Here is a 17,959-nt window from a genome sequence, read left to right as displayed (position 1 = left end):
TTCAGTCGGTCTTGATCCGGTTCTTTTTCACGAAGATCGCCAGAGCCACCAGCACAGCAGCTCCGATGAGAATCCATTTGGCGATTTTGTCTCCCTGATCAGGCTTCAGCAGATCAAAGTTTGAAGGATAGGAAGACGCGACAAGCGGCTTGTCGTTGGCAGCGATGATCGCTTTCGTCCAGGCCCGGGAAGCGGTGCGGGTCCATTCCAGATCATCCTGGGGTGCGTAACAAAACAGAAACAGCAGCTTGCCCCCCACGTTCATCACAGTCGCGGTCGCTGCTGAGATCTCCTCTACTGGTTCCGCTTCCTCTGCTGCCCCTTCTTCCGGTGGCAGATAGATTGTGAGAAACATCGAGACGGCCAGCGCGTGCGAGGATTCGAAATGAGGCTCAAACGGGACCAGCTGAGAAACTTCGATTGCGGTCGCCAGGTCGAACTGCTCCTGAATGCCGGTATTGAGCCGCTCGTAAATTTTGGGATCTTTGGCTTTGATTTCCTGAATGATCTGCCGGTATTCGCGCTTGGTCGCTTTTTTCAATTCCAGAAAATTGACGAGACCGACTACCTTGTCTTTGAGTTTTCGGTTGGCCTTCAGAATGAACGTCCGTTTAAGTTCCGGTAGTTCCCCCTCCAAAGCAGCCGGCGCTTCCGCTGCGGAGATATAATAGGCCACGTTTTCATTCAACAGGTCGGCAGAGTCCACCAGCTGGCTGTAATGGTAAACTTCTTCCATCGCGGGAGTCACCAGAACGAAGTCTTCTGGCGCGGGTATCTCCAGAGTCTTCCCCCCGACCTCAAACTCATCTGCAGTAACGGTTCCCAGCAAGCACATCACTGCAAACAAGCTCAGCAGCACAAATTTCATTCCGCATCCCTTCAATCAGACCTGATACACAATTGAACAGACATCATGTCACATCACAGGGGGAGACCGCAAGCAGTAACCGGCGAAAACAGGGAGATCATCGCTGATTCAGCACACCGGAGATCAGCCGCATCATTACATCAGCAGCAGGGCACTAACAAAAATGGCCGCCGCCAGCAGAAGCACCACCAACAGGACCGTGAGATAGACTCGAGGCGAAAGATTACCCGGATCGTCGTCCGCCGTGATCCTGCCTCCACTGATCTGCAGCAGCCAGTCAGGCAGCTGATCATAGACCGTGTACAGCGTGCCGAGAATCATCCCCAGGACCAGCAACAGTTGCAGTTTGAGATCACCCCCGCCACGGATCAGCGTCCAGCCGAGCAGGGACGCTAACAAAATCACCAGCAACCCGGCTGCGATCTGTCTGGATGTCATTGAGAGCGATCACTCCGAGTGTGTCTGCCGCGTAATCCAAAGCATCGCGCCAGACCAGACTGCGATCCCCAACCAGGCGAGCGTTCCCAATCCCATTGACCGAAACATGGCAGCGCGTCCGGCCATGCCCCCTGGATTGTTTGGCAGATAGAGCTCGGCTATCACCAGGCTGACGACTCCCAGCAGGGCACACAGGGAAAAGACGATCAGAAACACCCAGTATTGTTTACGTGAAATGGAAAACGATTTCATCAGAGGACCTCAGGCTTACCAGCGAGTCGAAATTAAGTAACTGTTCTAGCTGGTTTAATTATGTCGGGCCGTTGTTTCTGGAATCAAGTTATTTCTGTGAACGAAAATCTGGTCAGTCGGCAATCTCGCGAAATGTGAGACTGATCCGCGGACCGGCGTCCGCGTCGCGAGGAATCGCGTGCTGCCAATCGTCCTGGATCTCATTCCGCATATACAACAGATCGCCGTTTTGTAATTCGTAGGAATACTTTTCTTGCGGATCCTGTCTGCTGCGAAACGAAATCGCTCTGGTCGCCCCCAGCGAAACAATGACTACACCGGTCCCCGCCTGCAGCTCCTCGGTAGAATCGCTGTGATAGCCCATCGTGGACCTTCCGTCGGCGTAATAATTCAGCAGGCAGTTATTAGGCAGAAAACCGATCTCCTCCGCGATGCGCTCACAGACCGGTTCTAACGCGGGTAGCATGACGGTCCACGGATAAGTGATTCGCGAATAGTTGTAAGCCACACCAAAGCTGGCAGTCTTACGGGCTTTCATTCTCTCATCCCAGACGACCTGCTCACGCAGCAACGTAAATAACTCCGTCGGCTGATCCAGAAAGGCGGGAATGAGCTTCAGCTGTGGTTCCGGCATGGCAGATTGTCTCCGTTGAATACTGGTCAGTCCAATCGCTGTCCCAGCAACTGACCAGCGTCGCAGTGAAACCGCTTTGATTTTCCATTCTGCATGATAGACCGGATTTCCACCGATTCGGTTCGCCCTGGCAGAACAGTCTGCATTCGCATCCCGGTACTCAGGTCGATGCAGGACTCGAATGCGGTTCAAATTTGACAATCCTGACCTGCGCGGGACTGTCGATCTTCGCCAGGGCACGTTGCATGACGCCGAGCGACCAGTCTTTGCCCCGATTCCCGGACCCCGAACCGATCAGGGGAAAGGCGACGCTCTGGAATTCATGTTCGTCGACCAGCTTCATCGCGTTGATGACGGACTGCGTAACCGAGTACTCGGTTGCGAACCAGAGCAGGTTGATCCCGGCGACATGGATGATACCGCGATAAGGCAATCGTCCCGCGGACGTCAGCCGGGCTTCTCCCAGGGGGATCGCGCCTTGTTTCGCGACCTCTTTAAACGGCGTCGATCCTCCCTGTTTCTTGATCGCCCCCGAAACGCCTTGAGGTAACAACAGCCACCAGGGAATCACGTTGCGGTTCCAGCTGTTGACGATCACTTCCACAGGTTGCTCAAGAATATTCCCGCTGACAATTTCCACATTCATCGATTCGACCAGCTCCAAAGGTGTCTGTTATAAGAGGGGACGACCTCTCCCTCCTGTCAATCAGACACACTCAGGCTCATTTTTTGTGCCTGTTTCCTGATTAATTCCCCGAACCTGGTCGCGCCAGGGAAGTGATCTGCGGGCATCGTCGCCGGAATAGTATTTTTGAATCTGGTCTACGGTCACTTCGGGAGCCAGCTGGTTTACGATCCGGGAGACGCGATACCATTCACCGCCGAGAATAAACAGCATCCAGATCAGCCCGAACGGAACGCCATAAATTTTGTACTCGATGTATAAGCCGAACAGCAGCGCAAGGCAGATCGCCATCCAGTTAATTAACGTAGGATACAGGTCAAACCGTTTCATCGAAGGGCTTCCCTTTTTTCAATCATGTTACCGCACAGTTTCCGACTCATCCAGAGCGAAGTAGTCGGCTGTCCCGGTCTGAATCTGTAAGTCTCTACTGCAACTGAGATTGGAGCGGTTCATAAATCCCGGGTGGCACCAGTTGCTGTTTGACCGTCGCCAGTTCGTCCCGCGAAAACCACAACACTTTGAAGGGTACTCCATCCGATTCCGTTCCGGTTTCCGGCAATGCGTCGCGCACTGAGTCGTCGATCGAGCAGAGATAGTGGAACATGATTTCATGTTCCGGAATCCCTTGATATTCAAAGTGGGATTCATGAAAACCGAGGAACTGCAGCGCGTGCGCTGTGATGCCCAGTTCTTCAAACAGTTCCCGTTTCGCGGCTGCTACCAGGGTCTCGCCGAACTCCACACCGCCACCCACGGGAATATAGAACAGAAACTCGCGGTGCGGATCATAGCCTTCTGCCAGCAGAACCTGCCCCTGATGGATCACGGAGATGATGACTTTGTTACGGATCTGCATGCCTGGAGTATGTCTTATTTATGGATGATGGTTGGTGTTGATGTTTAGGACGAAATAATCAGTTTTCCGTGATCTCCGTAGACGGAAATGGGATGTTGCTTCGTTGGAGTCTGTGGCAGCGGACACTGAAAATGCCAGGCTTCGTAACCGGTTGTCGATTGTACTTCCAGACGGGCTCCGGTTTCAAACTCCAATGTCAAACAACCATCATTCCGGGCAACTGCTGACGTCAGCCGGAAGCCAATCAGATAGTTGAGCCGTTCCAGCTCCGCATGCCAGAATCCGTCCCCAGGCTTTGTCCCGCGCAGCGTGTGCGAACCGTAGAGATCCGTAATTTGCAGTTCGTCCTCAAACTGGATCAGAGATCGCACCGATTCATTGTCTTCAAAGACCAGACCCGTCAGTCCGGTCTTCTGAAATGCGACCAACATATCACCGGCGAGGGGCAGCAGCAGATTGCGTCCGCTATAGCTGAGCGTTTTCATTGATCTACCTGATACGCCTCCCCGCTCTGAGGGGTCTCTGGTTCATACTCAATTCCGGCTTGATGTAAGGCGGCCATCGAACGAAAGGCCACTTCGCCCCATTTTTTTCGAACCGTTTCGGGCGCATTCGGGGGGATCTTACGCCACTCATTCGCGAGGAACCGGATCTGATTCGGTTCCAGCCAGAGTGCCAGTCGCCCTTTTTGCTGTTCTTGATCCGCATTTGTGAGCCCGGCGTCATCGCGAAGCCGATCACGGGCAGTCGCCAGTTGTTGTTGATAGTTTTCCTGGAATAGCTCAAGCAACACCTGTTCCAATATTGCCTGAAGGTTCCAGAGCACACGCTGCTCCGCCTGATCGGCAATTCCTAAAATCGAATCTTCCGAGAATCGGGAGAGCAGTTCGAAGAGTACCAGTGCCTCATCTTCAGTCAGATTCAGTTGCATCGTTTTGATTTCTATCTGAGTTTTGGAGACCGCCGGTGACAAAGCGATCATGAAACGTCTGCACGGTCGTTCGTAATCGGTCGTCCAGCAGTGGCAAAACCTGTTGCGAAATTTCTGCAGGGACGCCGCCATAAAAGGGTTCGGCGATCGCACCGGCGATACAGGCCATGGTATCGGCATCACCGCCCAGTGAAATCGCATTGCGGATGGCCGACTCGAAATCGGACGACTCCAGAAAGGCGATGATCGATTCCGGGACCGAACCCTGACAGGAAACATCGAACACATAATGGGGGCGGATCTCTTCCAGCGTTCTCTGCAGATCGTACTGAAATTCATGTTCGACAAAGTCTTGAATCTCTGCTTTCGACTTTCCCGTACGTGCCAGAAAGACACAGGCCGCCGTCGCCTGGGCACCGTAAATCCCCTGCTGATGGTTGTGGGTCACCTCGGCTGACTTTTTTGCCAGGTAGAGACAGTCGGCCATTGTTTCTGCAGCATAAGCCACCGGGCTGACCCGCATGGCAGAACCGTTCCCCCAACTCTGGTAGGGCATGCGCTGTCGCAACTGAGCCCAGGTCAGAAACGTGTGTCCGTAGCCGGCATCCGGATAGCGTCTGACATATCGCTGCAGCGTGCTGACCAGATCCGAGTCATGTAACAGCCAGTCCGCAACCGCCGCTGTGAGCACTGTATCGTCGGTGAATGTCGACTCTTCGCGAAACAGATAGAACTGTGTCGACTTCGTAGGCACATGCTCGAAGTAAGAACCGATGACATCACCGGCAATTGCGCCCCACATTCGACACATCCTTTTCTGATTCCCGCCCGAGCTTTAAACGTGCCTGCACACAATCCGAAACGTATCAACGTTATGTTACACCATGAAATGAACAACAGGTAGCCCCGAATTACATTCGGGCATACCTGGTTTTATTTACCACGAAAGGCACGTGCACGAATCAGGAAGCGAAACCCTGCGCCAGGGAGTGAGTGGTAACACGGTTACTCTTGAATGTGTTATTGCTCTGGCAGTTTCCTGCTCGCTGCGCTCGGCCCGAATTGCATTCGGGCTCACCCGGGATTTGGGGGGGATTCGTTCCCGTTAAACCCCAGCGTGCGTTTTCTTCAGACGCCGAAGACTTCTTCGAGGGCGGCGCGCATCACCTGGGGATCGGGGTCCACGCCGGTCCAGAGCTGGAAACCGATCACGCCCTGGTTGACGAGCATGCCCAGACCGTCGAGGGTGGTGCAGCCAGCTTTGGCGGCTTCGCGGAGCAGGTGGGTCTCGGGAGGATTAGGAATCACGTCCGAGACAATCATGTTCGATTTGAGAGAAGCGAAGTCGAGCGGGAAGACGGCGTCCACATCGGGAAAGAGACCGATCGAAGTGGCGTTGATGACGACGTCCACATCGTCCGCGAGGGTATAGTTGCCATCCCATTTCGTGAACGTGGTGGGAACGCTGGTCTTTTCCTGAAGCAGCTGCGCGAGCGCCTCGCCGCGCTCGGCACTGCGGTTGACGATCGAGATTTCAGTTGCACCTGCGAGGGCGGTTTCCACGCCAATCGCGCGCGCCGCGCCGCCGGCACCAAACATCACGATCTTTTTACCGGCCGGGTCAGTCACTTCTTTTAACGACTGCACGAAACCTTTGCCGTCGGTGTTCTCACCCAGCAGCTGGTCGTCTTTGTGGACGATGCAGTTCACGGCCCCCATCATCGCGGCGGCATCGCTGATACCATCGAGGTACTGGATGACTTCGACTTTATGCGGGATGGTCAGATTCGCGCCGCGGAAGCCCATCGCCCGCAGACCGCCGACGGCCTGGGCCAGATTTTCGGGAGCCACTTCAATTGTCAGGTACCGCCATTCCAGACCACAGGCATTGTAGGCAGCTTCCATCATGCACTGCGTGGGGTTCTCTGCGACCGGTTGTCCGAACACACACGTCAGTTCCTGTTTGAAGTTGAGCGGCTGATTCATGTCGTGCTTTCTCCCTGTTGAGTCTGTTGGTCGCGAAGAAAAGGGGCTCCGTTCAGGCTACGGATTCGTGCCAGCCCAGGGCATCAAAAATCCGCTTGCAGGCCTGCGAACGGTTCAACACGTAGAAGTGCATGCCCGGAACACCCGCATCGATTAGCTCCTGGCACTGCGCGATGGCGTATTCCACGCCGATCTCAAACTGAGCATCGAGGTCATCCTGAGCGGCTTCGAGCCGGCCCACGAGCTCGGCAGGGAACTCGGAACTGCACATCGACATGATCCGCTGGATCCGCCGGTATTCGGTAATCGGCATGATGCCGGGGATGATTGGACGATCAATGCCTGCCTGGGCACAACGTTCCTGGAAGCGATAGAAGTGCTGGTTGTTGAAGAAGAGCTGGGTGTAGATCGCATCTGCGCCCGCATCGACTTTTCGTTTGAGGTTTTCCAGATCAGCCTGTGGAGTCAGCGCCTCGGGGTGCACTTCGGGGTAGCCGGCGACACCGATGCCCATCTTGGGGAAATTCTCACGAATGAGGGTGACGAGTTCGCTGGCATACCTCAGACCACCGTCTGCGGGGATGAAAGTTTCTTCCCCCTTAGGTGGGTCCCCGCGGAGTGCCATGATGTTACCGATGCCAGCCTCGCTGGCTTCCTTCAGCCAGTCAACCAGTTGCTCGCGGGTGGAACCGACACAGGTGAAGTGGGCCGTCGCAGTCGAATGCAGGTCTTTCTGAATGGTATCGCAGAGTTCGATGGTTCGCTTGCTGGTAGATCCGCCCGCGCCATAAGTACAGGAGACGAAAGCAGGTTTGTAACGAACCAGTTCCTCCAGTGTACGAAACAACTCTGCATCGCCACTTTCATTTTTGGGAGGGAAAATTTCTACAGAGAGACCAAAGGTTCCCGAACGATAAATTTCGCTGATTCGCATTATCTTATCTTGTCTCGAAGGGGTGAGGCGAACTCGGTACGAGTTTATACCACGAAGTTACGACTCGCGTAGTGTATAAATTATGGGTTTTGCCGGTCAACAAATCTGCATTTTCTATTGCCAGTCCGGCTGGATTTACCTATCTTGCAATCAACGCAGAGACCATTCTAACTGACTATTTGCCAACTCCTGAAACAGCGGCCTGAAAGGCAGACTGTGATCGCAATCTGAGATGGGAGCGAGAGGCACTCAACCAGAGGTGGCCCGCTTCTGATCAGGGTCGCGTCTCTGGCCGAAATCGATGAAACCCGCTGAGATTCATCGTCAATTAATTGGTCTGCTTAAGTAAAGCAACTATAATAACATGATTCAAGTCGGTTTCCGCTTGAAGATGAATCAAATTTCCCCTTTTCCAACTGAATCAACAAGGATTGAGAATGTCCACCGAAACCAACCCGTTGCCGTATAAAGTGAAGGATTACAGCGAAGAAGAATTCCAGAAACTCGCTGCCTGGGGTCGCAAGGAAATCGAGCTGGCAGAAACGGAAATGCCAGGTTTGATGGCACTGCGGGAAAAGTACGGAAAAGATCAGCCTCTGAAAGGAGCCCGGATCGCCGGCTGTCTGCACATGACCATTCAGACAGCTGTGCTGATCGAAACTCTGACCGCTCTGGGCGCTGAAGTCCGCTGGTCCAGCTGTAACATTTTCTCCACCCAGGATCACGCTGCTGCAGCCATCGCTGCCACCGGTGTTCCCGTCTTCGCCTGGAAAGGGATGAACGAAGAGGAATTTGACTGGTGTATCGAGCAGACTCTGTTCTGGCCCAACGGCGAAGGTCTGAACATGATCCTCGACGACGGCGGCGACCTGACCGTGATGGTCCATGAAAGGTATCCCGAGCTGCTGAAGGAGATCAAAGGTCTGACCGAAGAGACCACGACCGGCGTGCACCGCCTGCACCAGATGTTCGAACAGGGCAAACTGGGCGTTCCCGCCATCAACGTCAATGACTCCGTCACCAAGAGCAAGTTCGACAACCTCTACGGTTGCCGGGAATCGCTGGCTGACGGAATCAAACGGGCCACCGACATCATGATCGCCGGCAAGGTCGTTGTTGTCTGTGGTTACGGCGATGTGGGTAAAGGCTGTGCCGACGCGATGAAAGGCCTCGGCGCCCGCGTGCTGATCACCGAAATCGATCCGATCTGTGCTCTGCAGGCTGCCATGGAAGGTTACGAAGTTACCACCATGGAAGATGCTGCCAGCCGCGGCGACATCTTTGTGACCTCTACCGGCTGCTGCGACGTCATCCGGGGCGATCACATGGACCAGATGAAGAACGAAGCCATCGTCTGCAACATCGGTCACTTCGACTCTGAAATTCAGGTCGCCTACCTGAAGAACCGCAGCGATATCGAGCAGATCGAAATCAAGCCACAGGTCGACAAGTTCGTCTACCCCGACGGCAAAGCGATCATCGTGCTGGCCGAAGGCCGTCTGGTTAACCTGGGTTGTGCCACCGGCCACCCCTCGTTCGTGATGTCCAACAGCTTCACCAACCAGGTGATCGGCCAGATCGAACTCTGGAACAACGAAGACCAGTACGAAATCGGAGTCTACATGCTGCCTAAGCAGCTGGACGAAGAAGTCGCCCGTCTGCACCTGGAGAAACTGGGCGTGAAACTGTCCAAACTCACAGACGCACAGGCTGAGTATCTGGGAATTCCAGTAGAAGGTCCCTACAAGCCGGACTACTACCGCTACTAAGAGTAACACGGCTTTGATTGAATCAGGACCTCCGAATCGCTGCGATAGTGATTCGGAGGTCTTTTTATGCGCCGCGTCAAAGTCTGATTGTCACATCAGAAACCAGTTTCTATAATCCGGGAACGGTCTGGCGTTGAGGGATCACTGCCGGACCGTTCCGCTTTCATTCCTGAGACAGGATGTGCTCTGCATGCTGTTTTTTCGATTACACGAACAGAGAAAGATTCTCCCATGACACAAGCCTCATCGCGCCGTGACTTTCTGAAACAGACCGCCGCTTTTTCAACAGGACTGGCCGTCTCCGGCTGGGCCGGTTCCCTGCTGGCCAACACCGCATTGAACCAGCCTCTGTATAAGATCTCCCTGGCCCAATGGTCGCTGCACCGGGCACTGCGCGGGGGCAAACTGGACAACCTCGATTTTGCCAAAGTCACTAAAGAAGAGTTCGGCATCAATGCGGTCGAGTACGTGAATCAGTTCTTCAAAGATAAAGCTGAGGACAAGAAATACCTGGCGGAAATGAATCAGCGTGCCGCCGACGTGGGCGTTAAGAACGTGCTGATCATGATCGACGGAGAAGGGGCTCTGGGTGATCCGGATGCCAAAAAACGGACCCAGGCGATCAAAAATCATCACAAGTGGGTTACCGCTGCCAAGACACTGGGCTGTCATTCCATTCGCGTGAATGCCCGCAGCAACGGCAGCTACGAAGAACAGCAGAAACTGGCCGCCGATGGTCTGCGTCGCCTGACTGAGTTCGCCAAAAAGTACGGCATCAACGTGCTGGTGGAAAACCATGGCGGGTTGTCGTCCAACGGTGCCTGGCTGGCCGGTGTGATGAAAATGGTCAACATGCCTGAATGTGGCACGCTGCCCGACTTCGGAAACTTCGTACTCGATCGCAAAACCGGCGAGCAGTACGATCGCTACAAAGGCGTCAAAGAACTGATGCCTTATGCCAAAGCCGTCAGTGCCAAAACGCACGATTTTGATAAAGATGGTAACGAGATCAACACCGACTATGTGAAGATGATGCAGATCGTACTGGACGCCGGCTATCACGGTTACGTGGGCATTGAGTATGAAGGCAAGAAGCTCGATGAGTACGCGGGCATCAAGGCCAGCAAGAAGCTGCTGCTCAAAGTTCGCGAAGAGCTGACTCCCGAGGAAACCGCAGATCCCTGCTGTGGACAGGAAGGGTACTATGCACCGCAGCGTCGTCGCCTGTTCGGTCGGCGTCTGTTCCGCAGATAAGCGGAATCCGGACAGACTGTTTACATAAAAAAACGCCCCAGTGTCCTGATGACAGCTGGGGCGTTTTCTATTTTGTGATGACTACGATGCGCGGTGTACTTTGGAGACATCGCGGTCGGAGAGAATCTCGCGTGCGACATCGGTGACAAAGTTGTCTGCGCCCAGCCATTTTTCTTTCTTCGGTGCGGGAGCACCCACGTTCATACCGACGCCCGGTTTCCAGAGGGCAGGGAGGGTATGCTTGATGGCTGACATGTAAGTCGTAAATACCGGGTACTTCGTATCGGGATTGTCCTGCTGATAGTTGTCCATTTTCTCAATCAGCTTGTTATGGGCAATCTTGGGATGCCGATGGTGCGGCCCGTGTACGAAGATGTCAAAGTTGATGTAAGTGCAGATCCGGGTGATCAGACCATTGCCGATCACGGTCCGGGTGCCGAGCAGCGGATCGTAACTCTTCATTCCCAGGTGCTCGGTGAATTTGCGGAAGGTCTGAATCACACTGGCCACCCAGTGCGGAATGACCCAGGCGACGATGAACGGACGCCAGAGCGAGAACCAGGCAATGGTTCCCAGCACGGCAGCCCAGAACACAGCCATCGCCGCGTATTCCAGACGCATGGTGCGAATGACCTTGGGGTTTTTAACCGGGGTATTTTTGCTGAAACAGAGCCGACTGTAGACGAAAGGTGACGTGAAGAATCCGAAAGGGAACTCCAGCCAGCAGAAGATACGTCGGAATGTCAGAGACGTTGTGGGATCGGAGTACGGCCACAGTTCCCAGTCACCGGGCTTATTCAGATAAGCGTGATGACGGATATGGGCTTCGCGATAAGCGGTATAAGAGACCAACAGTCCGGTGCCGATCGCGCGGCCCAGCCAGACGCTGACCCAGGTTTTACCACAGATTCCCTGGTGAGATGTTTCATGAAAACAGCTCGACCAGCAGAACATGCTGTAGGCAGCAATGATCGTCCAGCCGACCTGGAAGTACCAGGCAGAGGAGGGCCATTGGAATGCCAGCGCCATGATCGCGATGGATCCGAACAGTGAGTGTGAAAAACGGGGAGTTGTCGACTTTGTTTCGAGATCTTCGATCTCTTTAGCAGTGAAAAGGGTCACTGACATCGCACGTACCTCCTGGTTGTGCTCAGACTTTCAAAACGGTTCGTTTAAATACGTATCGGAAAGTTGAGCTTGTGCCACATCAGGTGAGTTGCAACTTTTGGACCAGATAATCAGGAGCTGCAGCAGTTTTTACCCAGTCTGCTTATCTTTCCGACACATAAAGGATATGTCGCGAAAGAACGCGTTGCATAAAAGAATCACCAGACAAATGACACAACCTGGATAACATTGATAAATTGTATCGATTGGATAATTTATATCAGTTACCCCAGGCGCTGACCAGAAAAAATTTGTGAATCGGACCAGAAAAGTATTCCGGCGTTCACTTCTTTTTCTGTTCTGGCAGGTAGAGATAGGTCTTGGGGAAGAGTTTTTGAGTCATCAGTACAGTTTTGGACTGACCACCATTCCAGATATCCCACTTGGGGTCGGCATAGCGGGCGAAAAACTGATCAAGCTGCTGTTTCAGCGCGTCTTTTTTCTGCTTGTACTGGGCATCATCGATCAGGTTATTGTGTTCTTTTGAATCCTGGGTCAGGTGATAGAGTTCGTTGGGCGATTCATGATAGCGTTCGATAAACTTCCACTCTGGTGTCCGAACGGCCCGCACGTTTTCGAATTCGTAGAAGACCTCTTCCTTCCAGGGAATCTGTTTCCCCTTGAGCACGGGAGCAAAGTTGCGTCCAGGTCGGGCAGGTTTGGCTGGAATTTTATCCTCAAGGCCGAGGTAGTTGAGCAGAGTGGGATACACATCGTAATTCGCGACCATCATCTTCTGCCGGGCTCCCTCTACGATCTGTCCTGGTTGCGAGAAGATCAGCGGAATCGTCAGCGTCCAGTCAAAGGCGGTTAAGGGGCGGGTATGATCACCCATGCCCCAGTAGCCACTGTGTCCACCCGAGAGCCCCTGGTCGGCTGTGAAAATAACCAGCGTATTTTCACGGAGACCCAGCTCTTTGAGTGTCTGCATGATTTGCCCGACACCATCATCCACGCCTGAGACTTCCGCTGCATATTTGCGAATGATGCCCAGGTCTCCGATCCAGTCTCCGTAGTTGAAGTTCCAGGGCTGCGCTTTTTCTCGCGGGAAGGAGGGGAAGGTCAGCTGTTCGTATTCTTCCTTGAAACGGTTTTTAATCGGCTCTTTCATCGCGGAACCCAGTCCATAGGGACCGTTATACGCCAGAAACAGGAAGAAGGGTTTATCCTGATTCTGTTTGATGAACTTGATACCGTGCTGCGTCCAGAGATCGGTAAGATAGGTCGGTTCTTTGTGAATCTTTTCGTCTTCGATCACTTCCTGATCATAGAATCCGGAACTTGCGCCGTGCGGCTTGGTGATCCAGTAGGAAAAACCTTCCTGGGGATAGAGGTTGTCGCCCAGATGCCATTTGCCCGAGAGTCCACAGACATAGCCGGCATCGTGCAGGATCTGGGGAATGGTCTGAAATTCGTCCAGCGTATTGTAGGAATCGGGACCGGTCTGGATGCGTGGCCTGAGATAACAGTGCACGCCATGCTGACAAGGCATCAGGCCGGTAAGGAAGGTTGCCCGCGTAGGCGAACAGACCGCGTTGTTGGCGAAGGCCCGCGTAAACAGCGTGCCTTCCTGAGCCAGCTGATCAATGTGCGGCGTTTTGATGTCCTTGTTGCCGTAACAACCCAGCGTCCACTCCCCGTGATTGTCGGTCATGATGATCACGACGTTGGGGCGTTTCTGTTCTGCGGCCTGCAGGAAACCGGCACTTACCAGCGCGACCACAACGATCAGACAATGCACGACAGAAGTAATACAGAAGCGTGACATGAGCAGAACCTTCCGGGCTGAAAACTGAAAAACGCTGCCAGGTTGAGCACTTTCAGCATGTCGCATTCGATTCTGTTTTGCAAGTCGTCTGCCTGATGACGACCCATTTCAGTGGCTCTGTCGACCTTCGCCGTCTCAATAATGAGGCGGTTTCTCCTCGAGGGGGTCCCGGCCTTCGTCCTCTTCTTCGAGTGTCCCGATGCGGTTATCCAGTAACTTCATGGATCGACTCAGCTTATCCAGCACATCATTCTGATGCAGGATCGCCGTGTTCAATTGCTCAACATCGTGCTGCAGGTGCATCAGCACTGATTCAATCTGGTTCAGGCGGGAAGAGACTTCTTCCAGGCGAGAAGCTGATTCACTCATGGGACTTTGATCTTTCGGGAAAGCGGCTTTTCAGCGGGGTTCCGCCGGTTATGATGTAGGGAGATTTTATTCGCGCACGGTCCACTTTGAAACAGGCTCAGATCAGATTCATCATGATTCCCGCATTTCAACTTCGCTTGCTGACGTTGTCCCTTCTGTTCACACTGTTTCAGGTCTTGCCTGCAGAAGCTGCTCAGCAGCGGTTTGAGGTCCAATTTACGAAGGCCGTCCATTCACAGCCGTTTACGGGGCGCGTCTATCTGTTCTTCACCCGCTCCGGTCGTGAACCCCGGCTGGGTCCTTCGTGGTTTAATCCCGAGTTCTTTGTGGCGCGGGATGTGACCAACTGGAAGCCGGGCGAGAGACTCGAATTTTCTGCCGAGACTCCCGGGCTGCTCTCTTATCCAGACTCGTATGCGGACATGAATCTGAACGGTTATCAGGTGCAGGCTGTCGCACGTTTCAATGCAGGAGAGCCGAAGATCGGCACCGGCCCGGGCAACGGCTATAGCCAGGTTCTCCGTGTGGACTCCGTGGTCTCAACTCAGCCGCCGTTGTTAACCATCGATTCACTGGTACCCGCGAAACCGTTTCCCGAAACCCGCTGGAGTAAACAGATCCGGGTGCGTTCTGAACTGCTTTCCCAATTTCATGGTCGCGAGACATTTCTGGAAGCCTCGGTCTTACTGCCACAAAGTTATTACAGCCAGCCGCAGCGGAAATATCCCGTCATCTATTCCATTCCCGGATTTGGCGGCGACCACATGCGGGGAATTCGGAATGAACCAATTGCCGAACAGAATGAGCAGGGGGTTGAGTTTCTGCGGGTGCAGTTGAACCCCCAGTGCCAGTGGGGCCATCACGTGTTTGCCGATTCCGCCACCAATGGTCCGGTGGGGAAAGCCTTCACGACTGAGTTCCTGCCGGTACTGGAAAAGTCTTTCCGGGCGATCCCCCATCCACGGGCGCGATTCCTTACCGGTCATTCCTCGGGAGGCTGGTCTTCGCTGTGGTTGCAGATTACTTATCCCGATCAGTTTGGCGGAACCTGGAGTACCGCTCCCGACCCGGTCGATTTTCGCGACTTTCAGCTGATCAATATCTATGAAACGGACAGCAACGTCTATCGCGATGCGAATGGCCGACCACGGCCATTGGGGCGTCGTGGCGGGAAACCGATCCTCTGGTTTGAACCATTCGCGAAAATGGAACAGGTGCTCGGTTACGGCGGTCAGCTAAGAAGCTTTGAAGCCGTCTTTTCCCCGCGTGGTGCTGACGGCAGGCCACTGAAACTGTATGACCGGGAGACAGGTAAGATCGATCCCCGGGTTGCCGAAACCTGGAAAGCGTATGACATTCGCCTGATCCTGGAGGAGAACTGGGAGAATCTGGGACCGCAACTGGCAGGTAAAATCCACGTCTTCATGGGTGAGGAAGATACGTTTTACCTGACGGGAGCCACGGTGCTGCTCAAACTCTCGCTCGATAAGCTGAACCAGCAAGTTGACGCGCAGTCGGTCGTAGAAATTCATCCTGGTAAAGATCACTCGACGCTGATGACCCGGGAACTGGTGATGCGTATCCGCCGCGAGATGGTGCAGGCGTTTCTCGCGCATCGGGCAGAGATCGAATCCGCGCTGAAAACAGAGTCCCGGTGAACCGGGCTTCGGTCAGCTGCCGATGTAACGGGCGTAGACCGTTTTGGCGATCGCGGGATCGTCGGTCCCTTTAATGATCGCGCGTCCGTCACGGAACAGACTGATTTCGTAGTCGGGGTTTTTCAGATTCAATCGCAGCAGATAAGGATTGAAGTCGACTTCACCAGAATGCTTCAGTTTTTCTGCCAGATCTTCGAAGACAATCTTACCTTTATCGGCGGGAGCGACCTGTACCGCGTTACGACCACAGAGCCGCGTGGTACGTGAACCCTGTTCCCCTTTCAACCAGACGCGTTCTCCCTGGTGACAGGCTTTGCAGCCCGATTTTTCTCTGAGGTCCGCGACGCTCATCTGTCGATACGAGCCTTCCCAGATATCGACCACGGTGAGCACCGGTTTGATGAGATCTTCTTTCCCGGCGAGCAGTTTGATCGCATCGACGGCTTCCAGCGAAGCGATCACATTGACCGTGGGTCCCAGAATGCCCGCGGTGTCGCAGGTTTCGGTGCTGCCCGGTTCGGGAGCGGTATCGATCAGACAACGCAGGCAGGCAGTCTTACCGGGTAGAATGGTCATCGTCTGACCGGTACTGCCGATACAGCCGCAGTAGATCCAGGGGATGCCCAGTTCCAGTGAGACATCATTGATCAGATACCGGACTTCGAAGTTATCGGTGCCGTCCAGGATCAGGTCGACGTCTTTGGCGAGGGACAGGATATTGGTATGATCGATGTCGGCGACAATCGGCTCGATGTTGACGGTACTGTTGATCTTCTTCAGTTTTTCAGCAGCTGCGATTGCTTTGGGCAGTTTGGCTGCGACGTCCGACTCATCAAACAGAACCTGCCGCTGCAGGTTGCTGATCTCGACGAAATCGCGGTCGACAATTTTGATCTGGCCCACGCCTGCGCGAACCAGTGTTTCCGCGAGTACGGTTCCCAGCGCCCCACATCCACAGAGTAAGACGCGGCCCTGCATCAGGTTCGTCTGACCCGCTTCGCCCAGTTCAGAAAAGAGGACCTGACGACTGTAACGTTCCAATTCCGGTTTCATGCTTGCTGACTGCCCGTATGCTGAATGAAGTATTTCCTGAGTCCTTATTCTAGCATTCCCCGCCGGGGAAAACAGGGGCGGCGGCAATCCTCCGGTGGTAAAACAACGAACCCCGCTACCTTCGCAGCGGGGTTCGTCTCTTCCTACTTCAATTATTCAACACGGTGCCTAGTCGACACTGATCTCCTGCAGCAGTGACACAAACTTTGGTTTGATCAACTGCTGGTCGGTTTCAGCCCAACCCTTGGAGGCGACATTGACCGTGATCTTCGGTTTGATCCAGGTGGTCGGCCCCTTGGTTTTGACTTTGACGAACGGTGCAAACTGCTCCAGTCTGGGCAGTCGCTGCTGCCATTCTTCCAGAACTTCTGCTGGAATGTCGGTTGCGTTGAGCTTCCCGGCATAGGTCAGTTTTTTATTAAACGAGGACGCCAGCAGGACGGAATCGATCCGTCCGTCAGACAGGGTCGTGTAACCGACCAGCAGACAGTCGAACTCGGGCAGTTGTCCTGTGGTTCCCTCTTCTTCGGGAATCATTTCCTTGCCTGCTTCTTCGGTTCCACCAGCGAAGTCATTCAGAGCATCTTCGAGGTTTTCAGCCCCGTCACCTTCATGTTCTTTCGCCTGATCGACGATGGAAGAAACCAGGTTCACGTTGGCGGTCTTACGCACTCCCCAGTCATCAAACAGGGAATCGAATTCAAATCCACCTACAATCGCAAAGGCCCCGACGGTCAGTGTCAGTCCCCAGACCGCCATGTCAAGTTTCCAGGCTCCTTCGGGGAATCGGCTGATGGTCGGTCGCCAGATTTTGAACGGGTTCAGAACGATACTCAAGATCCCGAATTCCGCTGATTTGGAAACCGCATACAGATAGGCGATAAATTGCCCGATCAGGAACATCAGCGCTCCTGCGCTCGCCTGGGTCAGCGTCCACAGGCAGAGTTCTGCCGGATTCTGGGTGAGGAACCGCCCTGCGATACTCAGTCCGATTGAACCGATGACTCCCAGTCCCAGGACCCAGGCCCATTCAGGAATCAACTCCCAGATGGTCTGCGGCTGAGGTTTTTGCTCGGCACCAGCCTGCAGATCCGGCTGTCCGACACATTTGCCTAACGCGGGATAATAGCCGCATTTCGGACACCAGGAAGAGAGTCCCCAGGGTTCGTGCGTACCACATTCGGAGCAGGTTGGCTGAGAATGAGTCGCTTGTGACTCCTCCAGTAACTGATGCTGTTGCGAGTTCATATCTGATTCGGCCCTGTTTTCTGTTGGCGTAGATTGGCGGTAGATTGAGACTAATGGTTTCAGTCACCGTGAACTCTAGCTCACAAAAA

At 54.0% G+C, this 17,959-nt stretch carries 20 protein-coding genes; 3 read left to right on the top strand and 17 right to left on the bottom strand.

Features of this window, described 5'->3' with window-relative positions:
* Position 1 precedes the first annotated feature (1 nt).
* From RID21_RS08375 to metF, 12 genes are all read right to left on the bottom strand, one after another.
* Positions 2-868: a hypothetical protein gene (locus RID21_RS08375; RefSeq protein ID WP_350188193.1), complete on the bottom strand. Its 867-nt coding sequence runs from the start codon at positions 866-868 to the stop codon at positions 2-4.
* A 135-nt stretch (positions 869-1,003) separates the two neighbouring features.
* Positions 1,004-1,306 (bottom strand): hypothetical protein, encoded by a 303-nt coding sequence (locus RID21_RS08370; protein ID WP_350188192.1) that lies wholly within the window; start codon positions 1,304-1,306, stop codon positions 1,004-1,006.
* Between the two features lie 9 nt (positions 1,307-1,315).
* The gene (locus RID21_RS08365; protein ID WP_350188191.1) at positions 1,316-1,558 is read right to left on the bottom strand and encodes a hypothetical protein; all 243 of its coding nucleotides are present in this window, start codon (positions 1,556-1,558) and stop codon (positions 1,316-1,318) included.
* Positions 1,559-1,670: 112 nt separating this feature from the next.
* Entirely contained in the window at positions 1,671-2,384 is a 714-nt protein-coding gene (locus tag RID21_RS08360; protein ID WP_350188190.1) for an alpha-ketoglutarate-dependent dioxygenase AlkB family protein, read from the bottom strand.
* Positions 2,353-2,838 (bottom strand): macro domain-containing protein, encoded by a 486-nt coding sequence (locus RID21_RS08355; RefSeq protein ID WP_350188189.1) that lies wholly within the window; start codon positions 2,836-2,838, stop codon positions 2,353-2,355. The genes RID21_RS08360 and RID21_RS08355 overlap by 32 nt, the downstream gene beginning before the upstream one ends.
* A 60-nt stretch (positions 2,839-2,898) precedes the next feature.
* Positions 2,899-3,207 (bottom strand): hypothetical protein, encoded by a 309-nt coding sequence (locus tag RID21_RS08350; RefSeq protein WP_145193541.1) that lies wholly within the window; start codon positions 3,205-3,207, stop codon positions 2,899-2,901.
* A 94-nt stretch (positions 3,208-3,301) separates the two neighbouring features.
* A complete protein-coding gene (locus RID21_RS08345) occupies positions 3,302-3,733 on the bottom strand; it encodes an NUDIX hydrolase (protein WP_350188188.1) in 432 nt (143 codons plus the stop codon).
* 44 nt (positions 3,734-3,777) lie between these two features.
* Entirely contained in the window at positions 3,778-4,218 is a 441-nt protein-coding gene (locus RID21_RS08340) for a DUF6188 family protein (protein ID WP_350188187.1), read from the bottom strand.
* On the bottom strand, positions 4,215-4,664 hold the full coding sequence (locus RID21_RS08335) for a hypothetical protein (protein ID WP_197996907.1): 450 nt from the start codon (positions 4,662-4,664) through the stop codon (positions 4,215-4,217). Before RID21_RS08335 ends, RID21_RS08340 begins: the two co-directional genes overlap by 4 nt.
* Positions 4,645-5,466, bottom strand: a complete 822-nt coding sequence (locus RID21_RS08330) for an ADP-ribosylglycohydrolase family protein (protein WP_350188186.1) — start codon at positions 5,464-5,466, stop codon at positions 4,645-4,647. The genes RID21_RS08335 and RID21_RS08330 overlap by 20 nt, the downstream gene beginning before the upstream one ends.
* 326 nt (positions 5,467-5,792) lie before the next feature.
* Positions 5,793-6,650, bottom strand: a complete 858-nt coding sequence (gene aroE / locus RID21_RS08325) for a shikimate dehydrogenase (RefSeq protein WP_350188185.1) — start codon at positions 6,648-6,650, stop codon at positions 5,793-5,795.
* Between the two features lie 52 nt (positions 6,651-6,702).
* Positions 6,703-7,584: a methylenetetrahydrofolate reductase [NAD(P)H] gene (gene metF, locus RID21_RS08320; protein ID WP_350188184.1), complete on the bottom strand. Its 882-nt coding sequence runs from the start codon at positions 7,582-7,584 to the stop codon at positions 6,703-6,705.
* Positions 7,585-8,021: 437 nt separating this feature from the next.
* Between metF and ahcY the strand changes: the two genes are divergently transcribed.
* Entirely contained in the window at positions 8,022-9,353 is a 1,332-nt protein-coding gene (ahcY, locus tag RID21_RS08315; protein WP_350188183.1) for an adenosylhomocysteinase, read from the top strand.
* Positions 9,354-9,584: 231 nt separating this feature from the next.
* Positions 9,585-10,607 carry a sugar phosphate isomerase/epimerase family protein gene (locus tag RID21_RS08310; protein ID WP_350188182.1) on the top strand — a complete coding sequence of 341 codons (1,023 nt, stop codon included), beginning with the start codon at positions 9,585-9,587 and terminating at the stop codon, positions 10,605-10,607.
* Between the two features lie 81 nt (positions 10,608-10,688).
* Here RID21_RS08310 and RID21_RS08305 read toward each other — a convergent pair whose 3' ends face one another.
* The 3 genes from RID21_RS08305 to RID21_RS08295 all read right to left on the bottom strand — a co-directional run bounded on the left by RID21_RS08305 (position 10,689) and on the right by RID21_RS08295 (position 13,911).
* Positions 10,689-11,735, bottom strand: coding sequence for a fatty acid desaturase family protein (locus tag RID21_RS08305; RefSeq protein ID WP_350188181.1), 1,047 nt, complete (start codon positions 11,733-11,735; stop codon positions 10,689-10,691).
* Positions 11,736-12,057: 322 nt separating this feature from the next.
* On the bottom strand, positions 12,058-13,542 hold the full coding sequence (locus RID21_RS08300; protein WP_350188180.1) for a sulfatase family protein: 1,485 nt from the start codon (positions 13,540-13,542) through the stop codon (positions 12,058-12,060).
* A 135-nt stretch (positions 13,543-13,677) separates the two neighbouring features.
* Positions 13,678-13,911 carry a SlyX family protein gene (locus RID21_RS08295; RefSeq protein WP_350188179.1) on the bottom strand — a complete coding sequence of 78 codons (234 nt, stop codon included), beginning with the start codon at positions 13,909-13,911 and terminating at the stop codon, positions 13,678-13,680.
* A 113-nt stretch (positions 13,912-14,024) separates the two neighbouring features.
* On the opposite strand from RID21_RS08295, the gene RID21_RS08290 reads away from it, so the two are divergent.
* On the top strand, positions 14,025-15,569 hold the full coding sequence (locus RID21_RS08290) for an alpha/beta hydrolase-fold protein (RefSeq protein ID WP_350188178.1): 1,545 nt from the start codon (positions 14,025-14,027) through the stop codon (positions 15,567-15,569).
* 12 nt (positions 15,570-15,581) lie between these two features.
* On the opposite strand, the gene RID21_RS08285 is transcribed toward RID21_RS08290, so the two are convergent.
* Positions 15,582-16,622 carry a ThiF family adenylyltransferase gene (locus tag RID21_RS08285; RefSeq protein ID WP_350188177.1) on the bottom strand — a complete coding sequence of 347 codons (1,041 nt, stop codon included), beginning with the start codon at positions 16,620-16,622 and terminating at the stop codon, positions 15,582-15,584.
* Positions 16,623-16,790: 168 nt separating this feature from the next.
* A complete protein-coding gene (locus RID21_RS08280; RefSeq protein ID WP_350188176.1) occupies positions 16,791-17,870 on the bottom strand; it encodes a hypothetical protein in 1,080 nt (359 codons plus the stop codon).
* Between the last annotated feature and the right edge of the window lie 89 nt (positions 17,871-17,959).

The organism is Gimesia sp. (assembly GCF_040219335.1).
Taxonomy (GTDB): Bacteria; Planctomycetota; Planctomycetia; order Planctomycetales; family Planctomycetaceae; genus Gimesia.
Note: the sequence above shows the minus strand (reverse complement) of the source record. Positions and strands in the feature narration are given on the sequence as shown.

What these genes read in the sequence shown, in the direction of transcription:
- RID21_RS08375 (WP_350188193.1), bottom strand. Translation starts at nt 868, where the DNA reads ATGAAATTTGTGCTGCTGAGCTTGTTTGCAGTGATGTGCTTGCTGGGA.
- RID21_RS08370 (WP_350188192.1), bottom strand. Translation starts at nt 1,306, where the DNA reads ATGACATCCAGACAGATCGCAGCCGGGTTGCTGGTGATTTTGTTAGCG.
- RID21_RS08365 (WP_350188191.1), bottom strand. Translation starts at nt 1,558, where the DNA reads ATGAAATCGTTTTCCATTTCACGTAAACAATACTGGGTGTTTCTGATC.
- RID21_RS08355 (WP_350188189.1), bottom strand. Translation starts at nt 2,838, where the DNA reads ATGAATGTGGAAATTGTCAGCGGGAATATTCTTGAGCAACCTGTGGAA.
- RID21_RS08350 (WP_145193541.1), bottom strand. Translation starts at nt 3,207, where the DNA reads ATGAAACGGTTTGACCTGTATCCTACGTTAATTAACTGGATGGCGATC.
- RID21_RS08345 (WP_350188188.1), bottom strand. Translation starts at nt 3,733, where the DNA reads ATGCAGATCCGTAACAAAGTCATCATCTCCGTGATCCATCAGGGGCAG.
- RID21_RS08340 (WP_350188187.1), bottom strand. Translation starts at nt 4,218, where the DNA reads ATGAAAACGCTCAGCTATAGCGGACGCAATCTGCTGCTGCCCCTCGCC.
- RID21_RS08335 (WP_197996907.1), bottom strand. Translation starts at nt 4,664, where the DNA reads ATGCAACTGAATCTGACTGAAGATGAGGCACTGGTACTCTTCGAACTG.
- RID21_RS08330 (WP_350188186.1), bottom strand. Translation starts at nt 5,466, where the DNA reads ATGTGGGGCGCAATTGCCGGTGATGTCATCGGTTCTTACTTCGAGCAT.
- aroE (WP_350188185.1), bottom strand. Translation starts at nt 6,650, where the DNA reads ATGAATCAGCCGCTCAACTTCAAACAGGAACTGACGTGTGTGTTCGGA.
- metF (WP_350188184.1), bottom strand. Translation starts at nt 7,584, where the DNA reads ATGCGAATCAGCGAAATTTATCGTTCGGGAACCTTTGGTCTCTCTGTA.
- ahcY (WP_350188183.1), top strand. Translation starts at nt 8,022, where the DNA reads ATGTCCACCGAAACCAACCCGTTGCCGTATAAAGTGAAGGATTACAGC.
- RID21_RS08310 (WP_350188182.1), top strand. Translation starts at nt 9,585, where the DNA reads ATGACACAAGCCTCATCGCGCCGTGACTTTCTGAAACAGACCGCCGCT.
- RID21_RS08305 (WP_350188181.1), bottom strand. Translation starts at nt 11,735, where the DNA reads ATGTCAGTGACCCTTTTCACTGCTAAAGAGATCGAAGATCTCGAAACA.
- RID21_RS08300 (WP_350188180.1), bottom strand. Translation starts at nt 13,542, where the DNA reads ATGTCACGCTTCTGTATTACTTCTGTCGTGCATTGTCTGATCGTTGTG.
- RID21_RS08295 (WP_350188179.1), bottom strand. Translation starts at nt 13,911, where the DNA reads ATGAGTGAATCAGCTTCTCGCCTGGAAGAAGTCTCTTCCCGCCTGAAC.
- RID21_RS08290 (WP_350188178.1), top strand. Translation starts at nt 14,025, where the DNA reads ATGATTCCCGCATTTCAACTTCGCTTGCTGACGTTGTCCCTTCTGTTC.
- RID21_RS08285 (WP_350188177.1), bottom strand. Translation starts at nt 16,622, where the DNA reads ATGAAACCGGAATTGGAACGTTACAGTCGTCAGGTCCTCTTTTCTGAA.
- RID21_RS08280 (WP_350188176.1), bottom strand. Translation starts at nt 17,870, where the DNA reads ATGAACTCGCAACAGCATCAGTTACTGGAGGAGTCACAAGCGACTCAT.